This is a genomic window from Kribbella sp. NPDC104740 (genome assembly GCF_055583505.1).
Map to the genome: position 1 here is coordinate 1,750,694 of NZ_JBVJNV010000001.1, position 23,718 is coordinate 1,774,411.

At 70.1% G+C, this 23,718-nt stretch carries 22 protein-coding genes and 1 pseudogene; 14 read left to right on the forward strand and 9 right to left on the reverse strand.

The window, feature by feature from the left end:
- The first annotated feature begins 82 nt into the window (after positions 1-82).
- From ACZ6Z4_RS08210 to ACZ6Z4_RS08250, 9 genes are all read left to right on the forward strand, one after another.
- Positions 83-553, forward strand: coding sequence for a MarR family winged helix-turn-helix transcriptional regulator (locus ACZ6Z4_RS08210; RefSeq protein WP_363672835.1), 471 nt, complete (start codon positions 83-85; stop codon positions 551-553).
- A gap of 44 nt (positions 554-597) precedes the next feature.
- Entirely contained in the window at positions 598-1,194 is a 597-nt protein-coding gene (locus ACZ6Z4_RS08215; protein ID WP_465559705.1) for a TetR/AcrR family transcriptional regulator, read from the forward strand.
- Between the two features lie 36 nt (positions 1,195-1,230).
- Positions 1,231-2,136, forward strand: coding sequence for an alpha/beta fold hydrolase (locus ACZ6Z4_RS08220; protein WP_465559708.1), 906 nt, complete (start codon positions 1,231-1,233; stop codon positions 2,134-2,136).
- The gene (dapC, locus tag ACZ6Z4_RS08225) at positions 2,133-3,248 is read left to right on the forward strand and encodes a succinyldiaminopimelate transaminase (protein ID WP_465559711.1); all 1,116 of its coding nucleotides are present in this window, start codon (positions 2,133-2,135) and stop codon (positions 3,246-3,248) included. Before ACZ6Z4_RS08220 ends, dapC begins: the two co-directional genes overlap by 4 nt.
- Positions 3,249-3,330: 82 nt before the next feature.
- Entirely contained in the window at positions 3,331-4,713 is a 1,383-nt protein-coding gene (locus ACZ6Z4_RS08230) for a M15 family metallopeptidase (RefSeq protein ID WP_465559714.1), read from the forward strand.
- Positions 4,710-5,513: a hypothetical protein gene (locus ACZ6Z4_RS08235; protein ID WP_465559718.1), complete on the forward strand. Its 804-nt coding sequence runs from the start codon at positions 4,710-4,712 to the stop codon at positions 5,511-5,513. The genes ACZ6Z4_RS08230 and ACZ6Z4_RS08235 overlap by 4 nt, the downstream gene beginning before the upstream one ends.
- A gap of 44 nt (positions 5,514-5,557) precedes the next feature.
- On the forward strand, positions 5,558-6,712 hold the full coding sequence (locus ACZ6Z4_RS08240) for an amino acid deaminase/aldolase (RefSeq protein ID WP_465559721.1): 1,155 nt from the start codon (positions 5,558-5,560) through the stop codon (positions 6,710-6,712).
- Positions 6,713-6,731: 19 nt separating this feature from the next.
- Positions 6,732-8,033, forward strand: coding sequence for a D-arabinono-1,4-lactone oxidase (locus ACZ6Z4_RS08245; protein WP_465559725.1), 1,302 nt, complete (start codon positions 6,732-6,734; stop codon positions 8,031-8,033).
- Between the two features lie 9 nt (positions 8,034-8,042).
- On the forward strand, positions 8,043-8,750 hold the full coding sequence (locus ACZ6Z4_RS08250) for a PIG-L deacetylase family protein (protein ID WP_465559728.1): 708 nt from the start codon (positions 8,043-8,045) through the stop codon (positions 8,748-8,750).
- Here ACZ6Z4_RS08250 and ACZ6Z4_RS08255 read toward each other — a convergent pair.
- Together ACZ6Z4_RS08255 and ACZ6Z4_RS08260 are read right to left on the reverse strand one after the other, a co-directional pair.
- The gene (locus ACZ6Z4_RS08255; RefSeq protein ID WP_465559731.1) at positions 8,747-9,541 is read right to left on the reverse strand and encodes an isocitrate lyase/PEP mutase family protein; all 795 of its coding nucleotides are present in this window, start codon (positions 9,539-9,541) and stop codon (positions 8,747-8,749) included. The two genes, ACZ6Z4_RS08250 and ACZ6Z4_RS08255, sit on opposite strands and share 4 nt — an antisense overlap.
- Positions 9,541-9,837, reverse strand: coding sequence for a putative quinol monooxygenase (locus tag ACZ6Z4_RS08260; RefSeq protein WP_465559734.1), 297 nt, complete (start codon positions 9,835-9,837; stop codon positions 9,541-9,543). The genes ACZ6Z4_RS08255 and ACZ6Z4_RS08260 overlap by 1 nt, the downstream gene beginning before the upstream one ends.
- A 183-nt stretch (positions 9,838-10,020) precedes the next feature.
- On the opposite strand from ACZ6Z4_RS08260, the gene ACZ6Z4_RS08265 reads away from it, so the two are divergent.
- Positions 10,021-11,445 carry an AlkA N-terminal domain-containing protein gene (locus ACZ6Z4_RS08265; RefSeq protein ID WP_465559737.1) on the forward strand — a complete coding sequence of 475 codons (1,425 nt, stop codon included), beginning with the start codon at positions 10,021-10,023 and terminating at the stop codon, positions 11,443-11,445.
- 27 nt (positions 11,446-11,472) lie between these two features.
- On the opposite strand, the pseudogene ACZ6Z4_RS08270 reads toward ACZ6Z4_RS08265, so the two are convergent.
- Positions 11,473-11,700 (reverse strand): annotated as a pseudogene (locus ACZ6Z4_RS08270) (MarR family transcriptional regulator); the annotation flags it as partial.
- Positions 11,701-11,794: 94 nt separating this feature from the next.
- On the opposite strand from ACZ6Z4_RS08270, the gene ACZ6Z4_RS08275 reads away from it, so the two are divergent.
- A complete protein-coding gene (locus tag ACZ6Z4_RS08275; protein WP_465559740.1) occupies positions 11,795-12,619 on the forward strand; it encodes an alpha/beta fold hydrolase in 825 nt (274 codons plus the stop codon).
- On the opposite strand, the gene ACZ6Z4_RS08280 is transcribed toward ACZ6Z4_RS08275, so the two are convergent.
- Positions 12,590-13,243, reverse strand: a complete 654-nt coding sequence (locus ACZ6Z4_RS08280; RefSeq protein WP_465559743.1) for a class I SAM-dependent methyltransferase — start codon at positions 13,241-13,243, stop codon at positions 12,590-12,592. The genes ACZ6Z4_RS08275 and ACZ6Z4_RS08280 overlap by 30 nt on opposite strands.
- 38 nt (positions 13,244-13,281) lie before the next feature.
- The gene (locus ACZ6Z4_RS08285; protein ID WP_465559746.1) at positions 13,282-13,659 is read right to left on the reverse strand and encodes a hypothetical protein; all 378 of its coding nucleotides are present in this window, start codon (positions 13,657-13,659) and stop codon (positions 13,282-13,284) included.
- 96 nt (positions 13,660-13,755) lie between these two features.
- Between ACZ6Z4_RS08285 and ACZ6Z4_RS08290 the strand changes: the two genes are divergently transcribed.
- Entirely contained in the window at positions 13,756-14,118 is a 363-nt protein-coding gene (locus ACZ6Z4_RS08290) for a hypothetical protein (RefSeq protein WP_465559749.1), read from the forward strand.
- Position 14,119: 1 nt separating this feature from the next.
- Here ACZ6Z4_RS08290 and ACZ6Z4_RS08295 read toward each other — a convergent pair whose 3' ends face one another.
- The 4 genes from ACZ6Z4_RS08295 to gndA form a co-directional block, all read right to left on the reverse strand.
- Complete coding sequence (locus ACZ6Z4_RS08295; RefSeq protein ID WP_465559752.1) at positions 14,120-14,671, reverse strand: DUF6817 domain-containing protein; 552 nt, start codon at positions 14,669-14,671, stop codon at positions 14,120-14,122.
- Positions 14,672-14,854: 183 nt separating this feature from the next.
- Positions 14,855-15,874 (reverse strand): phosphotransferase family protein, encoded by a 1,020-nt coding sequence (locus ACZ6Z4_RS08300; protein ID WP_465559755.1) that lies wholly within the window; start codon positions 15,872-15,874, stop codon positions 14,855-14,857.
- A 649-nt stretch (positions 15,875-16,523) separates the two neighbouring features.
- The gene (locus ACZ6Z4_RS08305; protein WP_465559758.1) at positions 16,524-17,051 is read right to left on the reverse strand and encodes a DUF6319 family protein; all 528 of its coding nucleotides are present in this window, start codon (positions 17,049-17,051) and stop codon (positions 16,524-16,526) included.
- 113 nt (positions 17,052-17,164) lie between these two features.
- On the reverse strand, positions 17,165-18,604 hold the full coding sequence (gene gndA, locus ACZ6Z4_RS08310) for an NADP-dependent phosphogluconate dehydrogenase (RefSeq protein ID WP_465559761.1): 1,440 nt from the start codon (positions 18,602-18,604) through the stop codon (positions 17,165-17,167).
- A gap of 202 nt (positions 18,605-18,806) precedes the next feature.
- Between gndA and ACZ6Z4_RS08315 the strand changes: the two genes are divergently transcribed.
- Positions 18,807-22,022 carry a glycoside hydrolase family 172 protein gene (locus ACZ6Z4_RS08315; RefSeq protein WP_465559764.1) on the forward strand — a complete coding sequence of 1,072 codons (3,216 nt, stop codon included), beginning with the start codon at positions 18,807-18,809 and terminating at the stop codon, positions 22,020-22,022.
- Entirely contained in the window at positions 22,022-23,686 is a 1,665-nt protein-coding gene (locus ACZ6Z4_RS08320; RefSeq protein ID WP_465559767.1) for a family 43 glycosylhydrolase, read from the forward strand. The genes ACZ6Z4_RS08315 and ACZ6Z4_RS08320 overlap by 1 nt, the downstream gene beginning before the upstream one ends.
- Positions 23,687-23,718 lie beyond the last annotated feature (32 nt).

Sequence of the window (23,718 nt, forward strand, 5' to 3'; positions counted from 1 at the left end):
AACTCTCGGTAGTTAGTTGATGCTTCAAGTCAAGGTAACCCCGTTTGAGTTGAAGCGTCAACCAGCCGCGTAGACTGCTCGGATGGCGGACGATGTGCGGTGGCTGGACGCCGACCAGTTGCAGGCCTGGATGGCGCTGGCCGGGATGCTGTTCAAGCTGCCCGGTGCGCTCGACTTCCAGCTGCAGCGCGACTCGAGCCTGAATCACTTCGAGTACTCCGTGCTCGCCGCGCTCTCGGAGTCCCCGGACCGCTCGCGCCGGATGAGCGACCTGGCCGGCGAGGCGAACGGCACGCTCTCGCGGCTCTCGCACGTGGTGAAGCGGCTCGAGTCCCGCGGCTTCGTGAACCGGCGTCCGTACGAGGAGGACGGCCGGATCACCGTCGCCACGCTGACCGACGAGGGGTTCGCCTACCTCCTCGCGGCCGCGCCCGGTCACGTCGAGATGGTCCGCAAGTACGTCATCGACGCGCTCACCCCGGAGCAGCTCGAGCAGCTCAAGGTGATCAGCCGGCAGATCACCGCGAAGGTCGACCCCGAGCGCCCGTGCTGAAATAGGGCTTGCCGAGAACCGTACGGTCGTGCTCTTATCGGGACGTGGGCAAAGGTGAGCAGACCAGGGCGGCGGTGCTCGACGTCGCCGCGGCGCAGGTCAGCGTGATCGGGCTGAGCGGGCTCAGCATCGGCCTGCTCGCCGAGCGGACCCGGCTGTCCAAGAGCGGCCTGTTCTCCCACTTCCGGTCCAAGGAGCAGCTCCAGCTCGACGTGATCGACTGGACCGCGGAGCTGTTCGCCGAGCGGGTCGTCCGGCCGGCGCTGAAGGCGCCGCGCGGTGAGGCCCGGCTGCGCGAGTTCTTCGACCGCAAGCTGCGCTGGGACAGCGGTGACCTGGCGCTGCCCGGCGGTTGTTTCTTCTACAGCGTGTCCGCCGAGCTCGACGACGCGCCGTCCGGCCCGGTCCGGGACCGCTTCCTGCAGGCGTACCGCGACTACATCGACGCGATCGTGACGGTCTTCCGGACCGGCATCACCGAGGGCCAGTTCCGGCCGGACGCCGATCCGGAGCAGTACGCCTTCGACATCCAGGGCGTGCTGATGGCCTTCCATCACGCCAGCCGGCTGCTCGGCGACGACCGCGCCGAGGCGCGGGCGCGGGCCGCCTTCGAAGCGCTGCTCGACGGCGCGCGGATCTAGCCGACCTTTGTTCAGCACAGTGGGGGAGACGTTTCGGTGAAAAAAAGCACGATCGTTCGGTTCTATTCGGCAGCCTTCAAGGTTCTGCCGTCGCCACTCGCGGCGCGGCTGCTGGAGCGGCTGTGGTTCACGCTGCCGCCGGTTCCAGCCAAGGTGCGCGCGCCGCGGGTCCCGCTCCCGCCCGCGACGGCGTTCGAGCTGCCCTTCGAGGGCGGGCTGATCCGCGGCCACCAGTACGGCGTACAGGGTCCGCTCGTCTATCTCGTGCACGGCTGGGGCGGCTGGGGTCTGCAGCTCGCCTCGTTCGTCCCGCCGCTCGTCGCGGCCGGCTTCCAGGTCGTCGCGTACGACGCACCGAGCCACGGCGACTCCGCACCCGGGCTCGAGGGCAAGGCCCGGGGCACGATGCCGGAAATGGCGGACGCGTTCCAGGCGGTCGTCGACGAGCGTGGTCCGGCGTACGGCGTGATCGCGCACTCGCTGGGCGCCGCGGCGATCACGCACGCGCTGCTGCACTTCGCCGAGCCGGAGCGGGTCGTGTACGTCGCGGCCGCGACCGACTTCACGGTGACGCTGGACGCGTTCCAGGCGGCGTTCGGGTTCGGGCCGCGGGTCCGCGACGGGTTTCTCGCCCGGTTCGCGCGCCGGTTCGGCACGATGGACAGCTACGAGGGCGTCCGGGTCGTGACCGACCTGGCGACCCGGCGCGAGCTGCCGCCGCTGCTCGCGATCCACGACCGCGACGACCGCGAGACCGACGCCGACGGGAGCATCCGGCTCGCGAAGGTCTGGCCGGGCGCGAGCGTCGAGCTCACCGAAGGCCTCGGGCACCGGCGGATCCTGCGCGACCCCGCGGTGATCGCCGGCGCTACGGAGTTCTTATCCACAGATTGGGAAGCCGCCGCCCGCGCGACGGCGCCGCGGGAGAGAATGGAGGAGTGACAGACCTCTTCTCCAGCTCCACTTCCAGCCGGCTCCCGGACTTCCCGTGGGACAAGCTCGCGCCCTTCAAGCAGAAGGCGGCCGACCATCCGGACGGCATCGTCGACCTGTCGATCGGCAGCCCGGTGGACCCGGTGCCCGACCTGGTGAAGAAGGCGCTGGCCGACGCGGCCGACGCTCCGGCGTACCCGACCACGATCGGTACGACGAGCGCCCGGCAGTCGGCGGTCGACTGGCTGGAGCGGCGGCTCGGCGTCCCGGGGGTGGATCCGCAGACCGGCGTGCTGCCGGTGATCGGCACCAAGGAGCTGATCATGCTGCTGCCGATGCTGCTCGGCGTCGGCGCGGGCGACACGGTGCTGATCCCCGATCTCGCCTACCCGACGTACGAGGCAGGGGCGGCGCTGGCGCGCGCGACGAGTGTGCCGGTCGCCGAAGTCACCCAGTACGACGGCCCGGTCGCGGTCGCTTACCTGAACTCGCCGCGCAACCCGTCCGGCGAGATCACCTCGGCGGAGGAGCTGAAGGCCGCGGTCGAGTGGGCCCGGGCGAACAACGTGCTGCTCGTCAACGACGAGTGCTACGTCGAGTTCGGCTGGGACGAGCAGCCGGTGTCGGTGCTGCACCCGGATGTCTGCGGGGGTTCGTTCGACAACCTGCTCGCGGTGCACTCGCTGTCGAAGCGGTCGAACCTCGCCGGGTATCGCGCCGGTTTCGTCGCTGGTGACGAGCGGATCGTGGCCGAGCTGCTGGCGGTGCGGAAGCACGCCGGGCTGATGGTGCCGTCGCCGATCCAGGCGGCGATGGCGGCGGCGTTCGCCGACGACCAGCACGTCGAGGAGCAGCGGGAGCGGTACATCCGGCGGCGGTCGGTGCTGCGTGAGGCGCTGACCGGTGCGGGTTGGGAGATCACGCTGTCGCAGGGCGGGCTGTACCTGTGGGCCGAGCACCCGGCGTACGACGCGTACGGGTCGGTGGAGGCGTTGTCGGAGCTGGGCATTCTCGTGGCGCCCGGGGCCTTCTACGGCGCGGCTGGGGAGAGGAACATTCGAGTTGCCCTCACCGGGACCGACGAACGAATCGATGCAGCGGTGAAAAGACTGCAGAACTGAGCGAACCTCACGACCGTTGGTGGCGTCATTCCTGGTGAGGGGTGGCGGGGCCGAGTGGTCCCGTCCGTTGGGGAGGACGGCCATGGCTCGGAGAGCTCTGCCCATTGTTGTGGTGGTGACGCTGCTGGCGCTGCTACCGATCACGGCGCACGCCGAGGTCACGCCGAGCGTGCCGACCGGTACGCCGGAGACCTCGGTGACGCCGGCCGAGGAGACGCCACCGGTCGCCGACCCGACCACACCGGCCGAGGAGACGCCGACGACACCGGCGGACCCGACGCCGACGCCGACACCGACGCCCACACCGGCGAAGCCGCCGAAGGCCGCCGCCGAGCCGCTGGCGATCTCGCTCGACCAGCCGGCGACCACCTGGGAAGACCGGCCGCTCACCTTCACAGGCAAGCTCAACAACGGCGCCGTCAACTGGTACCTCTCGCTCTGGCAGGCGCTGCCCAGCGGCTGGACCCTGCGCGGCGCCACCCAGTCGACGGCCGGCGGGAACTACAAGATCACCTACACCCCGACCGGCCCGATCCACACCACCTTCCGGGTCGTCGTCGGCCCGAAGTTCTACGGCACCCCGGCGATGTCGCCGGCCCGGATCGGCACCGCGCAGGACAAGAAGATCGTGATCACCAAACCGGCCGCGTCGTACGTCACGCTGACCGGTGTCGCCGTCACCGGGACGACGGTCCCGGCCGAGCCCGGCCTCGAGGTCGTGCTCCAGGACCTGCTCGGCAGCGGCGCCTGGCGCTGGCTGACCAGCGTCAAAACCGATGCCAAGGGCAACTTCCGGCTCCTGGTCCCGGACAACTTCCCGTCCAGCCGCTCGGTCCGCGTGGTCAGTCGCGGCGTGCCGACCACCAGCGTGGAGGTCTCGGCCTCGGCGTACGTCGTGATCAAGGCCGGGCTGAACCCGAAGGTCTACGCGGTCGCGGCCAGCATGATCCCGAAGACCTACCGGGCCGGCTGCCCGGTCGGGCCGGCGTCGCTGCGGCTGCTGACGCTGAACCACTGGGGCTTCGACGGCTTGATGCACAAGGGTGAGTTGATCGTCCGCGACGCCGCGGTGCAGAAGATGATCACGGTCTGGACGGCGAACCTGAACGCCAAGTTCCCGATCCGGCGGATGACCCGGGTGGACGTGTTCGGCGGCAGCGACGTGCGCGCGATGGAGGCCGACAACACCTCGATGTTCAACTGCCGCCAGGTCACCGGCGACCCGTACTCGCTGTCCCCGCACTCCTACGGCTACGCGATCGACGTCAACACCGTCGAGAACCCGTACCTCGCGGCGAACGGCGTCTGGTACCCGAAGAACGGCCTGTCCTACCGCACCCGGACCCCCGCTCGCCCCGGCATGCTGTTCGCCGGCAGCACGCTCACCAAGGCTCTCGAAGCGCAGGGCTACTTCTGGGGAGCCCGCTGGGCCAAGCCCGACTACCAGCACTTCGAGCCGAAGTGAGACACCAGTACGCCGTACTGCTCGCCGCTGCAGCCCTGCTGACCGGCTGCAGCGCCAGCGTCGTCCCGGAGGCGGACGGCCAACCGGTCGACGTCCCCTCGACGCCGATGGGCTTCCCCAGCATCGTCGGCGGCACCGTGCCGGTCCCGACCATCACACCCGACACAGCCAAGCCCACCGACGCAGCCAAGCCCCCTGCCACGCCGGACCAGGCCACCGCACCCCCTCCTGCAGAAGCTGGCCCGGTCTCCAGCAAGAACCTGCCCCCAGCCGACAAGCTCGGCAACGGCTGGAAGACGTACGTCGATCCAGCCGGAGCAGAGGCGGGCTGGATCAGCAACAACAACTGGACCAGAGAGCGCAACGCGCACCAGGCGGCCTTCGAGGCGCTACCGGTCGGCTGCAAGGGCAAGCTGCCGGCCAGCTCGCTCCCGGTGCCGCAGTACGCGCTGCAGGCGACGTACCGGACCGGCCCTGACCTGCCGGCTACAGCTCTGCTGCTGCGGTTCAGCAACGAGCAGCAGGCCCGGCAGTACTACAGCGGCTACGAGGCCCGGATGAAGGCCTGCGGCACGTCCAGCGACGCCGACCTCTCCGTCAAGCCGCTCTGGTCCGAGCAGGACGCCGCCGCTCAGTTGCGCAACTACGCGGGCGCCTCCGCGTACGCCGAGGTCGCCGTGCGCCAGGGCCGGACCGTGGCGCTGGTCGCAGGCGCGGCGGCCGATCCGGCGCCGCAACCGAACGCCGACTGGGCGCACTCCGTCGTCCCGCAGCTCCGGGCTGTGATCGATTCGGCATGAAAGATGTACTACCTTTCAGTTTTCTTCGGGCCTAGACTCCGTTCATGGGTGACTTCGACCGGTACGGACGGCTGACCGCCGAGCTGGACCCACCGTTCGCGGTGGTGGATCTGGCCGCCTTCCGCCGGAACGCGGACGATCTGGTCCGCCGGGCAGCCGGCGTACCGATCCGGGTCGCGTCCAAGTCGGTGCGCAACCGCGCGCTGCTCACGGAGGCGCTGCGGCGGCCCGGGTTCCACGGCGTGATGAGCTACGCACTGCCCGAGGCGCTCTGGCTCGCGCGCAACGGCGTCGACGACATCCTGATGGGCTACCCGACCGTGCACCGCGCGGCGCTGCGCGAGCTGGCCGGCGACGCCGAGGCCGCCGCGCGGATCACGCTGATGATCGACGACATCGAGCACCTCGCTTTCATCAAGCAGGTCACCGGCGGCGGTGAGCGGATCCGGGTCTGCCTGGACGTCGACGCCTCGCTGCGGATCTTCGGCCAGCATCTCGGCGTACGCCGGTCGCCGCTGCGCACGCCCGACCAGGTGCTCGCGCTCGCCCGGCAGGTGGTCGCCGACGACGCGTTCGAGCTGGTCGGCGTGATGTTCTACGAGGCGCAGATCGCGGGTCTGCCGGACACGTCGCCCGCGGTCCGCTGGGTGAAGCGGCGCTCGGCTGCCGAGCTGTCCGACCGCCGGGGGCTCGTGGTCGACGCGGTCAAGCAGGTCGCGCCGCTGCGGCTGGTGAACAGCGGCGGCACCGGCAGCATCGAGGTGAGCAGCAGCGATCCCGCGGTCACCGAAGTGACGGCCGGGTCTGGGCTCTACGGCCCGACGCTGTTCGACAAGTACGACGTCTTCCAGCCCGAGCACGCCGTCGCCTACGCGCTCGGCGTCGTCCGGCGGCCGACCCCACGGATCGCCACGCTGTTCGGCGGCGGGTACGTCGCCTCCGGCCCGGCGAAGAAATCACGGCTGCCCGCGCCGGCGTGGCCGCTCGGGCTGAAGCTGCTCGGAACCGAGGGCGCGGGCGAGGTCCAGACGCCGGTCGAGGGCGAGCACGCGCGCGGGCTGAAGATCGGCGACCGGGTGTGGATGCGCTACGCGAAGGCGGGCGAGATGCTGGAGCGGTTCGACCGGCTGTACGCGATCGACGGCAACGAGCTGAGCGAGCTGGTGAGCTACCGCGGCGAAGGGAAGAACTTCGGATGAGCGCGGGCGAGGGGATCGGATGAACACCTGGCGGAACTGGGCCGGCACCGAGTCGGCGACCGGCGTGGAGGTGCTGCGTCCGGGCTCGACCGACGAGGTCGCGGCGGCGGTCAAGGCCGCGGCCGAGCAGGGCAAGAAGCTGAAGGCGGTCGGCTCCGGCCACTCGTTCACCGGCTGCTCGGTCCCCGAGCAGGTGATGGTCCGCCTCGACGGGCTGTCCGCGATCCAGTCCGCCGACCGGACCTCGGGCCGCGTGACCGTCGGGGCCGGGACCGGCCTGGCCAAGCTGAACGCAGGGCTCGCGTCGTTCGACCTCGCGATGGCCAACCTCGGCGACATCGACAAGCAGACCATCTCCGGCGCCGTCTCGACCGGTACGCACGGGACCGGCGCGAAGCTCGGCGGGCTGGCGACCCAGGTCGTCGGGCTCGAGCTGGTCACCGCCGACGGCTCGGTGCTGCACTGCTCGGCCGACGAGAACGCTGACGTGTTCGCGGCGGCCCGGGTGTCGGTCGGCGCGCTCGGCGTGATCACCGCGATGACGCTGCAGTGCGTCCCGGCGTTCCTGCTCCGCGCGCAGGAGATGCCGCTGCCGCTCGGCGAGGTGCTGAGCGGGTTCGATGAGCTTGCTGATGGCAACGATCATTTCGAGTTCTACTGGTTCCCGCACACCGACGTCGCGCTGACCAAACGCAACAACCGGGTCTCCGGCGGCGTCGGCGCGTCACCGGTCAGCCGGATCCGCGGCTGGGTCGACGACGAACTGCTGTCCAACAAGGTGTTCGAGCTGACCAACCGGCTCGCGGTCCGGCGCCCGGCGATCGTGCCGCGGATCAACCGGCTGGCCTCCCGGGCGCTGTCCGCGCGCGAGTACGTCGACGCGTCGTACAAGGTGTTCTGCTCCGAGCGCAACGTGGTCTTCCGCGAGTCCGAGTACGCCGTACCGCGGGACAAGCTGGTCGAGGTGCTCGGCGAGCTGCGCGGCTGGATCGACCGGTCGGGGGAGCGGTTCCCGTTCCCGATCGAGGTCCGGGTGGCCGCGGCCGACGACATCTGGCTGTCCACCGCGCAGGGCCGCGCGACGGCGTACATCGCGATCCACCAGTACCACCGGCTGGACCACGGGCGGTACTTCGCGGCCTTCGAGCAGATCGTCGCGGCGTACGGCGGCCGGCCGCACTGGGGCAAGCTGCACACCCTCGGCGCCGAGCGGTTCGCCGAGCTGTACCCGCACTTCGGCGACTTCCTGGCCGTCCGCGACCGGCTCGATCCGGGCCGCGCGTTCGCGAACCCCTACTCCCGGAAGGTCTTCGGCGACTAATCTGCCGCCATGAATCCGCTCGAACCGGTAATTGAGGACTGGACCAAGGCGCTGGCGATCGTGGCGCACCCCGACGATCTCGAGTTCGGGGCCGCCGCGGCGATCGCGCGCTGGACCGGGCAGGGCAAGCAGGTCGTCTACGTGATGGCGACCTCCGGCGAGGCCGGGATCGACAGCCTGGAGCCCGCGAAGTGCGGTCCGCTGCGCGAGGCCGAGCAGATCGAGTCGGCGCGGATCGTCGGCGTCGACGTGGTCGAGTTCCTCGGCCAGCCGGACGGCACGATCGAGTACGGCGTCGCGCTGCGCGAGGTGCTCACCGCGGTGATCCGCCGGCACCAGCCGGAGATCGTGATCACCAACAACTTCCGCGAGACCTGGGACGGGCACGACGTGCTCAACCAGGCCGACCACATGGCCGTCGGGCGCGCGTCGCTCGACGCGGTCCGGGACGCGGCGAACCGGTGGATCTTCCCCACCGCCGGCGAGCGCTGGAACGGCGTACGGCAGGTGTGGGCGGCCGGGTCGCCGATGGGCAAGCACGGTGTCGACACCACCGACACCTACGAGACCGGGCTGGCGTCGCTGCGCGCGCACAAGGCGTACATCGACGGGCTCGGCGGGTTCGACCCGGCGGAGTTCCTCGAAGGCGTCGCGCGCGCCGGCGGGACGCGGCTGGGCACGACGTTCGCGACGTCCTTCGAGGTGTTCACGCCCTAGAAGCGAGCGTTCAGGGCTCCGAAGTCGAGGCTGCTCTCCTCGTAGGTGCCCTGGTCGAGCAGGCGGCGGGCGGCGTCGAAGGCCTTGCCGTACGCCGCCTCGGCGATCGCCGTACCGACGCTGACCCGGCGTACGCCGTGGGCGAGCAGCTCGGCGACTGACGGCGCGCCCGGGCCCGCCATCGCGTTGACCGGGAGCGGGGAGGCGCTGGTCAGTTCGGCGAGGGTCGGGAGGTCGGTGAGGCCGGGGACGAAGAGGCTGTCGGCGCCTGCTTCGGCGTACTGCTTGGCCCTCGCGAGGACGTCGGTCAGCCGGCCATCTTCCGGGCCGATGCCGAAGAGGAAGACATCGGTGCGGACATTGATCAGCAGCTCGGGGAGTCCGGCGGCCGCTGCTGCACTTCGTGCTGCGACGATCCGGTCGACCTGCTCGGCCGGTGTGAACAGCGGGCCGCCCGGGGCCTTCGAGTCCTCGAGATTCACCCCGACCGCGCCGGCCTCGATGATCTCTTCGATGGTCCGGCGCACGTCGTCGGGCGCTGGGCCATAGCCACCTTCGATGTCCGCCGTGACCGGTACGTCGACAGCCGCGGCGATTCGGCGTACCTGCTCGACCATCTCGTCCCGGGTGACGACCTGTCCATCGGGCTTCCCCAGCGACCAGGCGACGCCGCCGCTCGTGGTGGCGACCGCCTGCGCGCCCGCCGCGACGACGAGCACGGCGCTGCCGGCATCCCAGACGTTCGGCAGCACGAGCGGGTCGAGCCCGCGCAGCACCTCGGCCTTGCCCATCAGTGGCTGACCAGCAGCTCGTGGTCGATCTCCACGAACTCGACGATCAGCTCGCCGAACCGGCCCGCGACCAGCTCCTCGTACGCCGCCGAGCCGGTGTGCGCGTCGTACGCCGTCTGGTCCGCGAAGTGCTCGACGAACAGCAGGTAGTCGGCGCGCGCCGGATCGCGGTAGACGCGGAACGACAACGTCCCCGCCTCCTGCTCCGGGCCCCGCGGCGCGAACTCGGCGACGATCGCCTCGGCCTCGGCCTGCTTTCCGGCCTTCAACTCGATCGGGAAAACCTTGCACAGCATGGTGATTCGACCTTTCGGAGATGACTTGACGGGAAAAGCATCGGCCGTCCGGGAGGGGTAGGTCTGGCCAGATTCGGACAGGGACCCTTGCGACCACCCGACCCATCTGACCTCGCTGAGGTGGTCGGAGCGTGTCCGGATCTGGCTGGTCGGGTGGTCCGCGGATGACCTATACCTGATGGGGTGACGACCTATTCGGCGGTGGTGACGACCGGCATCTACTGCCGACCGGGCTGCGGGGCCAAGCCGCTGGCGGAGAACGTGCGGACGTTCGAGCTGGCGGCCGCCGCGGAGGCGGCCGGGTTTCGGGCTTGTCTGCGGTGCCGGCCGTATCGCGTCGCTTCGCCGGTGGACGCCCGGGCGCCCGAGATGGTGTGCCGGGCGGTCCAGCTGATCATCGACGGCGTGCTCGACGACGGGACCGAGGTGGCGCTGGGCGAACGGCTCGCGGTGTCGCCTCGGCATCTGCGGCGAATGTTCCGCGAACACCTCGGGGTGACACCCGATCAGCTCGCGCGGTCCCGGCGGGCGCACTTCGCGCGGCGGTTGCTCGACGACTCGGAGCTGAGCGTCGCGGACGTCGCGTTCGCCTCGGGTTTCGGCAGCCTGCGGCAGTTCAACCGCGAGATCCGCCAGGTCTTCCGCGCCGCACCACGCGAGCTCCGCGAGCGTCGTCGGCGCGCTGACCGGCTGACCGCCGACGGCGGGCTGGTGCTGCGGCTGCCGTACCAGCCGCCGTACGACTGGGACGCGATGCTCGCGTTCTTCGCCGCCCGCGCGATCCCCGGCGTCGAGTCGGTCGCCGACCGCACGTACCGCCGAACGATCGCGCTCGACGGCGGCCCTGGGCTGCTCGAACTCTCCCCAGGCACCGGCGATCACCTGATCCTGCGCGCCCACCTGCCGTACTGGGAAGGCCTCATCCACGTCGTCGAACGCGCCGCCCGCATGGTCGGCGTCGACAGCGCCCCGGCCGACGATTCGGACGCCGTCCTCGGTCCCCTCATACGCCGCCGCCCGGGCCTCCGCGTCCCCGGCGCCTGGGGGCCGCTGGAGGCGGCAGTCCAGTCAGCCCTTGCCCAAGGCAACACTCTCACCGACGCCCGCGCGCTCGCCGGTGAACTGGTCGCGCGCTTCGGCCATCCCGTACCAGGCCTCCCGCACGGCCTCACCCATCTCTTCCCCTCAGCCGAAGCACTCCTCCCCGCCCCCGGCCTCCCAGGAGCGATCGGGCAGGCGCACGCCACCCACCCGACCCTCCTGAACCCGCAACCTCTCACCGCGCTGATCACCAACCTCGTAGCCATCCCCGGCCTCACCGAGGACACCGCCCACGAGATAGCCCTCCGCCTCGGCCACCAGGACGCCTTCCCGCCAAGCCTGCACGCCGACCCAGCACGATGGCGCCCCCATCAAGCCCTGGCGGCGACTTACCTCAGCACGGCCGCGGTGGGGTTAAGCCCGCAGGCGGGCGACGGCCTCAGGGGTGAGGTACTGGGCGAGTTTCGCCAGCAGGTCGACGACCTCCGCGACCTGGCTGGGGTCGTCCAGAACCGTGGCGAGGGTGTCGTCGATCGGGGCCGCGCGGACTTCGGCGACTCGGGGTGAGGGGTTGGGGGCTGGGGTGACGATCGAGCGGCGGCGGTCTCTGGGGTCCGGCTCGGTGGTGACGGCGCCGGCTTCGCGGAGGCGGGCGAGGGCGGCTGAGACGGCGCTTTGGGGGAGGCCGGTGCGGGCGGCGATCTCGCCGACGGCGCTGCCGGGGTGGGTGCGGACGTCGCTGACGACGATCAGGACCGTGCGCACGCTCGTCGAGTGGTCGCCGATGCCTTCGGTGGGGAGGGCTTGTTCGCCGAGCTTCATCAGGGTGCGGCCGAGGAGGAAGAGGTCTACGCCGTTCACAGCGCAAATTGTATCACTCTTGATGCATCAGAAATGATGGATTACGGTGATCGGCATGGAGAACACGCTGAAGGTGCCGGGGGCGGAGCTGTACTACGAGGTCCGGGGCAGCGGGCCCGTGCTGCTGATCGGGCAGAGCGGGGAGGGTGACGCGGGGCGCAGCCGGGATCTTGTCGATCGGCTGGTCGGCTACTTCCGGGTGATCACCTACGACCGGCGCGGGCTCTCGCGCAGTCGCCTCGACGAGCCGGGGCAGGGGGTCACGCTCGCTGACCACGCGTACGACGTACACCTGCTGCTGGCGAAGCTGACCGATGAGCCGGTCACGATGCTCGGGTGCAGCCTCGGGGCGTCGATCGGGCTGCATGTCGTCGTCGATCACCCGGGGCAGCTCGGGACGCTGATCGCGCACGAGCCGGTGACGCCGCGGCTGCTTCCGGAGGAGGAGCGGACGCGGCACGAGCGGGAACTGCTGCACCTCCAGGACGTGCATCGCCGCGAAGGGCTGGCGTCGACGCTGAAGCAGGTCGCGGAGGTGCTCGGCATCGACCCGAGCAACCGGAACGCCGAGCCTGATCTGACACCGCAGCCGATGAACGCCCAACGGGTCGCGAACTTCGGCTTCTTCGTCGAGCACGACTTCACGGCGATCGTCCACGACACGCTCGAGGTCGGTGCGCTCCGCGGCACGTCGACGCGCATCGTGCCGGCGGTCGGGAGGACGACGCCGAAGAACGTGTTCGACCGGCAATGCGCGGTGGCGCTGGGCGAGCTGGTCGGCGCTCAAGTCCAGGAGTTCCCCGGCGGCCACAACGGCAACACCAGTCACCCGCGGGCCTACGCCACCGCCCTACGCGCGCTTTGCGACCAAGGCCAGTGACGGTACGCCGGCGACGCTCTCGGACAGCCGCAGGTCGGCGACCGGAGCGAGGCCTGCTTTGTCGAGCAGCGCCCAGAGGTCTTCGGGCTGCCACAGGTGGGTCGTCCACGTGACAGGCACCCCGCCGTACGCCTCGGTGCGGTGGATCTCGCCGTTGCCCTGATGCAGGCCGAGGATCAGGTGGCCGCCGGGGACGAGAGCGCGGGCGAACGACTCGAGGACCTGGGCGAGCGTTTCCCGGGGCAGGTTGAAGAGGGACCACCAGCCGAGGATTCCGCCGAGCGAGGAGTCGGGGAGGTCGAGCTCGGTCGCTGAGGCGACGGCGAACTGCTGATCCGGGTAGCGCCGGCGGGCGTGCTCGATCATGCGCGGGGACAGGTCGACGCCGCGCACGTCGAGCCCGCGGTCGGCCAGGTACGCCGTGACGTCGCCGGGGCCGCAGCCGACATCGAGCACCGGTCCGAGGCCCTGGACCGCGGTCGCGAAACCGTCGACGGCGGTCCGCAGCCACGGGGACGCCGTGAGGTCGCCGAGGTTCAGCTCGACGTAGGTGTCGGCGACGCGGTCGTACGACGTACGGACGAGGTCGAGATCAGCCGGCTGCTCGATGCGGGATGCGTTCATGCTGCCGGATGCTAGTGACCGCCGCCGACAGCAACTGTCTAGTCCTTGGTCGCGCGCAGACTCGGCGGGTTCGGGAGCGGGTGGCGGGGTTCGCGGTCGCCGGACGGGTCGGCCGGGGGCTGCTTCCAGGATCGGACCAGGGCACGGCCGTGCTTGTCGAGGCGGAAGAGGTCCAGTTGCTCGACCTCGATCGCCGGGATGCCGAGCTGGGCGAGGGTCCGGTGCGCCGTGGCTGCGGCGAAGTCGTGCTTGCGGGGGCTGGACTTGTGCTGCAGTACGACGGCCACGCGGCCGTCCGGGAGCGTTTCGGTACGGACGAAGCGCATGCCCTTGTCGAGCTTCGCCGAGTCGAGGTAGGCGGACGTGGTCAGGCGCCGGGCTTGCCGGGTGCGGGCGATCACTTCGTACTGGGCCATGTATCGATCATGCGTTGTCGGCCTACCGTTTTCCAGGAATGTTTTCTGGACCTGCCAGACTCGTATCCGGGGCAGCGCGTGAGGAGGCGCAGGGCCGTGTCGGACAGTGAAGCCGGACCGGAGCCGGAACGGTCCGAGCTCTGGCAACCGCCGTGGTGGATGCTCGTGTTCGCGCCACTGGTGTGGTTGCTGCTGGCCGCGCTGGTGATGGACCGGCGAGGGCTCGTGGTCGGGCTGATCGCGCTCGTGCTGCTGGTGCCGGTGGGGATGCCGGCCCCGCCGATCCTGCGGTGGTTACGGCGGCATCGGCGGTTGGTCGGCGTCCATGCCGGGCCGGTGGTTTTCGCCGGTACGGCGGCGTTCACGGACTTTCCGCTGTGGTTGTGCACGGCGGCGGGCGTGACCGCGCTGCTCGTCGCGGTCGTGCTCACGACGATGCGGGAGTTCGCGCACCACTAGGTCAGCTGGGTGCCGGGGACAGTTCGAGGGTTCGGGTCGCGTCGGCGAGAACTGCAGGGGAGGCGAGGGACTGCCAGCGGGGGATGAGCTCCTGGAGGTACGGGCGGAGCTTGCCGGCCAGGTGCGGCGCGTGGTCGAGGACGTCCAGCTCGTTGACGATCGAGAGGTCGACGAAGTCGCGCAGCTCGGCGGTCGACAGCTCCTCCGACGTACCGGTGAAGCGGTCGGTGACCGTGTGGTGCTCGGCCAGGTCGCGCCAGGTGGTCTCGCGCTCGCAAGCGCCGTACCGGTAGACGAGCTGCTCCGCCTCGGGACCGATCGCGGCTTCGAGGACCGGGCGTTCGTTCTGCCAGTCGAAGAGGTGGGTGGGGAAGCCGTCGGTGCCGTACGCCGCGTGCGCCAGGCCAGCGAGGACGAGAGTGTCGGAGGCGCCGAGGGTGGTCAGCCGCTTGGCGACGCGGTGCAGGTGAACGTAGAGCGTGCCGCCGGCGTGGTCGAGCTCGTCGGCGCCGCGGACCATCAGCAGCGATCCCAGGTCGTGGAAGGTGCTCATCTGACCTCTTCTGTTCGGAGCGGCCAGGGCCCGGAAGGTGAACCCAGAGCAAATACGGTACGGCGCGCGGGTGGCGCTCGCCCAGAAGTCCGGCGTGCCGGATGCGTCACATCTTTTACGGCGAATCGGTGGAAACATTCGTCGCTGATGGGAGGTGGCGGGAAGAACGGTCGCGGCCTGGTGCTACCAGCGGAGTCTGTCCAGGTGGTTGTGGCCGGAGAGAAGCTTCGCGATGCGCTGCTGTGCTGCTCGGCGGATGTCGGGCTGGGAGTGGTGGGCGTGGATCGCCAGTTCGACGTACAGGTCGTAGAAGTTCAAGCGCTCGCGGAGGTGGTCGCGCTCGAAGAGCTCCGGGTAGGCGTTGTGCAGCCAGGTGGGGACTTCTGTGAGAGTGGATTCGTCGAGGCCCTGGCGGTCTGGGGTGGGTGGGTAGTCGCGTGCGGTTGCGCACCAGCGGAGGAGGGTGTCGAGCTCGACGTCTGCGGGTTGGGCTACTGCCTCGGCGAAGTCGATGAGGCCGGTGACTTCGCCTTGGTCGACCATGATGTTGGAGCCGTGGAGGTCGCCGTGGACGAGGACTTGTTCGTCGGTGGCGAAGAGCGGGAGGCGCTCTTGGATCCAGGCGGTGACGTCTTTGAGTAGCTGTGGGTCGTGGTCTTTGTGTTGCTGGGCTGCTTCGACCTGTTGGAGTGTTGCGGACACCACTGGTGGGTGAAAGGCGGGCCATGGTTGGCCTGCTAGGGCGTCGATCAGCCAGGGTGGGCGGAGGTTGGGCGGGGCGGGGATGCGGTGGAGGGCGCGCATCGCTGCGCCCAGGCTTTTGATGATCGATTGGCGGGTGGGGGTGTCCGCGGTTGGCCAGGTTTCGTGGAGGGTTCGGCCGGGGATTCGTTCGGTGATCGACCAAGGGCCTTGTGGGGCGGTGCCTTGGGCGAGGTGGCGGGCGTGGGGGACGTCGGTGCCGGTTAGGAGGGCGACGACGGCTGCTTCGTGGCGGTAGGCGTCGCGGAACTTTCCGGTGCTGAGGCGTACTACGTGGTTTTCGCCGAGCCAGACGCGGCTGACCCAGCCGGCTTTGAGGAGGAAGTCGCCGGTGGGTGGGAGGGCTGCGGCTTTGAGGATGGTGAGGAGAGTGGGGTCGTCGGCGGGGGTGGTGACGGGGGTGGGCACGGGGTAACCGTCGCATGGGAGCGGGGGTCCCATCACGTGGTTTGTGGGGTGCGGGGGCTTGTACGGCGACCGTTGGGGCTGGGGTTGTCTGTACGGCGAACGGCTGTGGCTGAGGTCGCTTGCTGGGTGACCGGTTGGGGCTGGGGTTGTCTGTACCGCGACCGGTTGGGGCTGGGGTTGCTTTTCGGCTGACCGGCGGGGGCTGGGGTTGCTGGTCGGCTGACCGGCTGGGGTTGGCGTACGTAGGTCGGGTGCGGGTGGTTCCAGCCTCGCGGCGCCGGCTGCGGGTTGGCGGTTGGGTGCGGGTAGGTGCCACCTGTGTACTTCTCGCCTACCTCCGCCGATTACCAGGTACAGGCTTGCTGTTTGGGCGAGAAGTCAGCAGGCGTCACCTTGGGGTGGGCCATTGCCCTTCACACCTTTGGCTTCGGTGGTGACCGGCTGGGGCTGGGGTTGTTGGCCGGGTGGCCGGCTGGGGCTGAGGTCCCCGGGCGGGTGACCGGTCTGGGCTGGGGTTGCCGGCTTGGGCTGCGTTCCTGGGCGGAACGCGTCATGCCGGGCCGTCTTTCGACGGCCCGGCATGCTCCTCAGTGCGCTGGGTGGGGGCGGACGCCTCTGTCCCCGCCCAGGGGGCCACGGTCGGTGGGGAAGGGAAGTCCCCGGCCGACTGCGGGATTGGGGGTCAGTCGTCGAGTTCGGCGAGGGCTCGGCGGGCTGCTTCGAGCTCGGCTTCGAGGGCGGCGACCTTGGCGGCCTGCTGTTCGCGGGCGGCGTCGATGACCTCGTCGATGGGGCCGGAGAGGTCCTCGTGGAGTTCCTTGGCGGCGCGGGAGACCGCGGCCGCGGCGACCAGGAGGTTTTTGGCGATGTAGCTGTTGCCCTGCTTGAGCTCGGCCTTCCACTCGCCGTCGGCGGTGCCGGTGACGGTGAGGGTGAGTTCGAGGGTCTTGGTCTTCTTCGCGGGGGCCTTCTTGGCGGGGGCCTTCTTGGGCTTCTCCGCCGCGGGGGCCGGAGCCGGGGTCGGCTCGTCGGAGGACGAAGCGTCGGACGAGGCATCGGACGAAGCGTCCGGGGCGGCGGGGGCGTCCGAGGCGGAAGCGTCGGCAGCCGGGGTGGTGGTGTCCGCGTCGGGGGCGGTCACGTCGGTCGCGTCGGCGGGAGTGTCGACGGTGTCGGTCTGAGCTTCAGCTGCAAAAGTGTCTACAGTCATCGTTGCGGCGATCTCCCTGGGTGAACATGTCCCCGCCGGAGCGGGCTGGCGCTGAGTGAACAGTAGAACATATGTTCGATCTCAGCGCCAATCCCACTGCAGCGTCAACTACCTCAGGCGTCGTGCTCCTTGCGGTCACCGGACCAGTCGAGGTGGAACGCGCCCTCGCGGTCGACCCGGTGGTAGGTGTGCGCGCCGAACAGGTCGCGCAGGCCCTGGATCAGCGCGGCCGGCAGGCGCTCGGCGCGCAGGCCGTCGTAGTACGAGAGTGAGGCCGAGAAGCCCGGCGCGGGGATGCCCGCGGCGGCGGCGACGCCGACGACCCGGCGCCACGCCTCCTGGCCGTTCGCGACGGCTTCCTTGAAGTAGTCGTCGACGAGCAGCGACGGCAGGTTCGCGTCGCGGTCGTAGGCCTCCTTGATCCGGTCCAGGAAGCGGGCCCGGATGATGCAGCCGCCGCGCCAGATCTTGGCCATCGCGCCCAGGTCGATGTTCCAGCCGTACTGCTCGGAGGCGGCCCGGATCGCGTCGAAGCCCTGCGCGTAGGCGACCAGCTTCGACGAGTACAGCGCGTGCCGCACGTCCTCGATGAACGCGTCCCGGTCGGCCGGAGCCTCGAAGCCGGACGGCCCGGGCAGCGCGCCCGCGCCGGCCTTACGCCGTACGACGTCGCCGGACAGCGAGCGCGCGAAGACGGCCTCGGCCATCCCGCTGACCGGGATTCCGAGGTCGAGCGCGACCTGGACGGTCCAGCGCCCGGTGCCCTTCTGCTCGGCCTGGTCGAGGACGACGTCGACGAACGGCCCGCCGGTCGACTCGTCGACCTGGGACAGCACCTCGGCGGTGATCTCGATCAGGAACGACTCCAGGTCGCCGCTGTTCCACTCGCGGAACACGTCGGCCACCTCGGACGCGGACAGCCCGAGCACCTGGCGGAGCAGGTCGTAGGACTCCGCGATCAGCTGCATGTCGGCGTACTCGATGCCGTTGTGCAGCATCTTGACGAAGTGGCCGGCGCCGTCCGGGCCGACGTGCACGCAGCACGGCTCGCCGCCGACGTGCGCGGAGATCTTGGTCAGCATCGGCTCCAGCGCCGCGTAGGCGAAGGTCGAGCCGCCGGGCATGATGCTCGGGCCGTTCAGCGCGCCCTCCTCGCCGCCGGAGACGCCGGCGCCGACGAAGTGCAGGCCCTTCGCCTTCAGTGCGTCCTCGCGGCGGCGGGTGTCGGCGAAGTGCGCGTTGCCCGCGTCGACGACGATGTCGCCCTCGGACAGCAGCGGCACCAGTTCGTCGATCACCGCGTCGGTCGGCTCGCCGGCCTTGACCATGATGATGATCTTGCGCGGCGTCTCGAGCGACTCCACCAGCGCCGGCAGGTCCGCGGCGGGGACGAACTCACCCTCGTGGCCGAACTCCTCGACCAGTGCGTCCGTGCGGCCCTGGGACCGGTTGTGGACGGCGACGCGGAAGCCGTTGCGGGCCAGGTTCCGGGCCAGGTTGCGGCCCATCACGGCGAGGCCGGTGACGGCGATCTGGGCTGGAGCAGAACTCATCGGTGTCTCCTGCGGGTGAGGACTGGAAGATCGGACTGCGGGTCCAGTCTGTCGCCCGTGGCAACACAACGGCCCATCGGGTGACCAACTGGTGGAACGGGAGGTTCATTCCAGAATCTGCGCAGCGAACCCTTCTCAACGCCACAGCCCGGATGGTAGACATCTGAGAAATCGATTTCCGAGCTTCTGGGAAGGCCCGCCTATGACCAGGTCGCTGCGCCGCGCCACCGCAGTTCTGCTGGGATCACTCCTTGTTCTTCCGGCGGTTTCCGCCGGTACGACGTCCGCCGCACCGGCGGCGCCGAGCGTGGCCGGGGGCAACGGCCCGGTCGGCTGGGACGTCTACCGGCGGCTCGACCGCCTGCCCGAGCTGCAGAACGGGGTCCGCACCAAGCAGTTCTCCAGCTTCGGCCGCGACGGCACCAACAACGACGGGTTCGACGGCACCTACTCGTGCCTGCGCACCGACGCCTCCGGCTGCGTGATCGCCGAGGACGCCGGGCCGGGCGAGGTCGCCTCGATCTGGTTCACCCGCGACGAGGGCAACGTCACCAAGACCGGCAAGATCACCATCGAGCTCGACGGCAAGAAGGTCGTCGACACGAGCCTGCAGGACCTGGTGGACGGCAAGCTCGGCGCACCGTTCGTCTACCCGCTGGTCGCGAACGCGATGGAGACCAGCGGCGGCGTCTACGTCCGCGTCCCGATGCCGTACCAGCACTCGATGAAGGTCACCACGCAGAGCAACCCGTACTTCTACCACGTCGACTACCGCGAGTTCCCCGACGCCGGCGGCGTCCGGACCTTCGACCCGGCCGACAAGGCCGAGGACGTCGTCGCGCTGCTCAAGGCCGCCGGGACGAAGGACCCGAAGCCGGCCAAGCCAGGAGCCCGTACGACGGCCAAGGCCGTCGACCTCAAGCCCGGCGCGCAGGTGAAGCTGGCCGAGGCGACAGGCCCCGGTGAGCTGAGCGCGCTGCGGCTGAAGTTCCCGGCCATCCAGGGCCTGAACCTGAAGAGCGTCTCCGACGACGGCCGTGCGCACACCGGCACCAGCGAGTTCACGATGGCGGTCGACCCGGCCAACACCGGTGTCAAGCTGATCCGCCGGATGGACCGCAAGATCGGCAACCAGCGCGCGAAGGTCCTCGTCGACGGCGTCGTCGCCGGCGAGTGGGCGCCGCTGCCGGCCGCCGGCGCGCAGTGGTACGACCAGGTCCTCGACCTGCCGGCCGCGCTGACCGCGGGCAAGTCGACCCTGACCATCCGCAACGAGTTCGTCTCGTCGGACCTGGACTTCAACGAGTTCACCTACTGGGCCGACTCGATCGTCGGTGGCACCGCGCAGCGCACCGACACCCTCGACCTCGGTACCGAGCACCCGGCCGAGGAGCAGGCGCACCACTACACCAACACCCAGCAGAAGTGGACCGGCCGCAACTCGATGCCGTACGCCGCGACCGACGAGGACCTCGAGCGGGTCAAGTCCTCCGACGCGCTGCTGGCCGGCGCCCGCGTCCAGGTCGTTGTCGACGGCAAGCTCCAGGTGGACGCGCCGGTCGGCGAGTTCTTCGGCTCCGGGCTCGGCGAGAACCCGGTGCACAGCCTGTTCTTCGGGATGGACCCGGACGGCTGGTACTCGGCCTGGTGGCCGATGCCGTACGTCGCCAAGGCCACCGTCACGCTGGTCAACAAGTCGGCGTACCGGCTGACCGGTCAGGGCGAGGTCACCTCGGCCCGCGACGCCGGCGCGGCCGTCGACCTGCTGACCGGGACCAGCGGCTACTTCACCGCGCTCTCGCACCGGGCGCAAACGGTCACCGGCCAGGACTGGATGATTGCCCAGAGCACCGGTCGCGGCAAGTTCGTCGGCGTCTCCCAGACCATGGAGGGCCTGCAGCCCGACGGCAACACCCGTGGCTACCTCGAGGGTGACGAGCGCGTGTACGTCGACGGCGAGCGCACCCCGGCGATCCACGGCACCGGCACCGAGGACTACTACGAGTCCGGCTGGTACTTCAACCAGGGCACCTACTCGACGCCGTTCCACGGCAACTCCGGGCACGAGGTCCGGCTGGGCGCCTGCGCGGTCGAGTGCGACAGCGCCTGGCGCCTGCACATCACCGACTCGATCGGCTTCCAGAACCAGCTGGCCTTCGGCATCGAGCACGGGCAGCAGAACGACCACACCTCGATCTACGGCTCGACCGCGTACCTCTACACCGCGCCGACGCTCGGCTCCAGCGCGCTGTTCGGGGCCCGCGAGACCGACCGCATCGACACCGGCTCGGCGGCCAGCCGCACCCAGCACAAGTACGCCGACTCCGGTGCGCAGACCGCGGACCTGACCTCGGTCTACGAGGGCGACCACGACGACACCGTGCTCACCGACCAGGTGCGCTCGGCGACGAGCGCGATCAAGTTCGAGGTCAAGGTCGACCCGATCAACCGCGGCGTCACGTTGCGCCGTACCGGTGACCAGAACGTCGCCTGGCAGTCCGCCAAGGTGGTTGTCAACGGCAAGGACGCGGGTACCTGGTTGCAGCCGCTCGGCAACGACCGGCAGCGCTGGCTCGACGACAACTACCAGCTCCCGGCGTCGCTCACCTTCGGCAAGACCAAGCTGAGCATCGAGCTCCGGCCGACCGCCGGTGCCCCCGCCTGGACCGCCGCCGCGTACGCCGTCCAGTCGCTCGTCCTCCCGTACGCCGACCGCAAGGCGCCGGCCGCCGCGACGAACCTGGTCGCGACCGGGCGGACCGACAACGCGATCGGGCTGACCTGGTCGGAGGCGTCGGACGACAGTGGGATCGCGCAGTACAAGGTGTACGGCGCGAAGGCCGGTGCCGCCGAGAAGCTGATCGGGACGAGCACCGTTCCCGGCTTCGTGCACCGGGCGCTCGGGCTCAAGGAGACCTGGAAGTACCGGGTCTCGGCGGTCGACCTGGCCGGGCAGGAGAGCACGAAGTCCGCGACCGCGCAGGCGACCTCGGGCAGCACGATCCGGGTCGAGGCCGAGTCGCTGCTGCCGGCCGTCTCCGCGACCGTGCCGGTCGACCCGCAGGGCAACTGCTGCGGCGTCAGCTGGTCGGGCGGAAGCCAACTGTGGATCCACGGAACGAAGGCGGGTGACAAGGTGGTGCTCGAGTTCTCGGTGCCGTCGGCGGGGACCTACAAGCTGTCGTCGGTGCTGACCAAGGCCGCCGACTACGGGATCGTCGACCTCGCCGTCGACGGCAACCAGCCGGTCTCGTTCGACGGCTACCAGGCCGTTGGCGTCGGCACCCAGAAGGTTGACCTGGGCAACGCGACGCTTGCCGCCGGCAAGCACCAGCTGAGCGTCACGCTGACCGGGAAGAACGCCGCGGCGGCCAACTTCCTGGCCGGCGTGGACGTGCTGGATCTGGAGCTCAGCTGATGCGCGGGCGACGGATCCTGGCGGCGCTGGCCGGAGCCGCCCTCCTGAGCGGGGCGGCCCTGCCGGCGTCGGCCGGACACGGAGGAGGTGACGACCGGGTGCGCAGTACGCCGTACGTGCAGGTGGACCGCGTGGTCGCGGCCGGTAAGTTCGTGAAGGTGTACGACCCGAGCGTGGGCGAGAACGAGCAGTGGTACTACAACGACCACACGCTCGTCCAGGACCGCAAGACCGGGACCTGGCACGTGTACGCGATCACGCACGCCGAGCCGGCGAACCCGCTCGACGAGAAGAGCTTCGGGCACGCCACGGCGCCGACGCCGAACGGGCCGTGGACCAAGCAGGCGCCCGCGCTGTTCGCCGACCTGGCGGCCGGGGAGAGCCACATCTGGGCGCCGTACGTGATGTACGACGCGGGCACCTACTACATGTTCTACGCCGGCGGCACCGAGGACCACACGGCGTACCGGATGCAGCTGGCGACGTCGAAGGACCTCGTCACCTGGACCCGCGACACGGCGGCGAACCCGCTGTTCACCGACGGCTTCGACGGGCGCGACCCGATGGTGCACCGGGTCGGCAACCAGTGGGTGATGTACTACACCGCCAACTCGACGCCTGCCGGGGGCAACCACATCGTTGCCTATCGCACCAGTCCGGATCTGCGGCACTGGAGCGAGCGGAAGACGGCGTTCCAGCATCCCGCGACGGGGACGTTCGGCGGGCCGACGGAGTCGCCGTTCGTCGTACAGCGTGGGTCGGACTGGTACCTGTTCGTCTGCTGTGACGGTGGGTACGAGTCGACGAAGGTGTACAAGAGCAAGGACCCGCTGAAGTTCACCGTCGACCAGTTGGTCGGGACGATCGCGGCGCACGCTGCCGAGGTCGTCCAGGACGGGCGCAAGTGGTGGGTCACCGGCGCCGGGTGGGGCAAGGGCGGGCTGTACGTCGCACCGCTCGACTTCGACGCGCTGCAGGTGACGAAGGGGCGGGTCGTCTCGACGAAGTACTACCGGGCCGACATCCAGAGCGCCCCGCGGGCGGCGCTTCGGAAGCTCGAGGTCGATCCGTCGGGGCGCGGGAAGTACAAGGCCGCGCTCGACTCGTCGTCGCGCTCCACCGCGCCGTACCTGGCGGTCGGGAACTTCGGCGCCACCGACACGGCCGGACCGGCCGCGCGGGTGGAGTCGCGGCAGGACCGGCTGACGCTGAAGGGCATCACCTTCAACGACGAGCCGGTGACCGCGGACTGGACGTTCGCGTTCGGTGCGCGGACGTTCGACACCTCGCTACGGTGGAACGTGAAGGGGGCGACGACCGCGCCGGTGTGGGAGGTCGCGCTCAACGTCGACTCGGCGCTCGGGAACCAGGGTGATCCGAGTGGTTTCGAGCGGAACGGCGATGTCGCCGGGCTGCCGGCCTGGTCGATGGCGACGGGCGCTGGGCTGAGCGTCGTCACGGCGTACAAGGCGGGGTCGGCGTGGTCGGCCGACAACCACTGGTACGACCCGCCGAACGGCGCGGTCGCCTGGCAGCCGCTGTGGCAGCCGGGTGGGCGCGCGCTGCCGGTGGGCACGTACGAGGGCGGGACCTTCCGGTTCGGCTTCTCGGCGAAGGAGAAGGACGTCCAGTACGCCGAACAGCTGGCCGCCGGACTGCAGTAGTAGGACTCCTGCCGCCCCCACACCTCATGTGG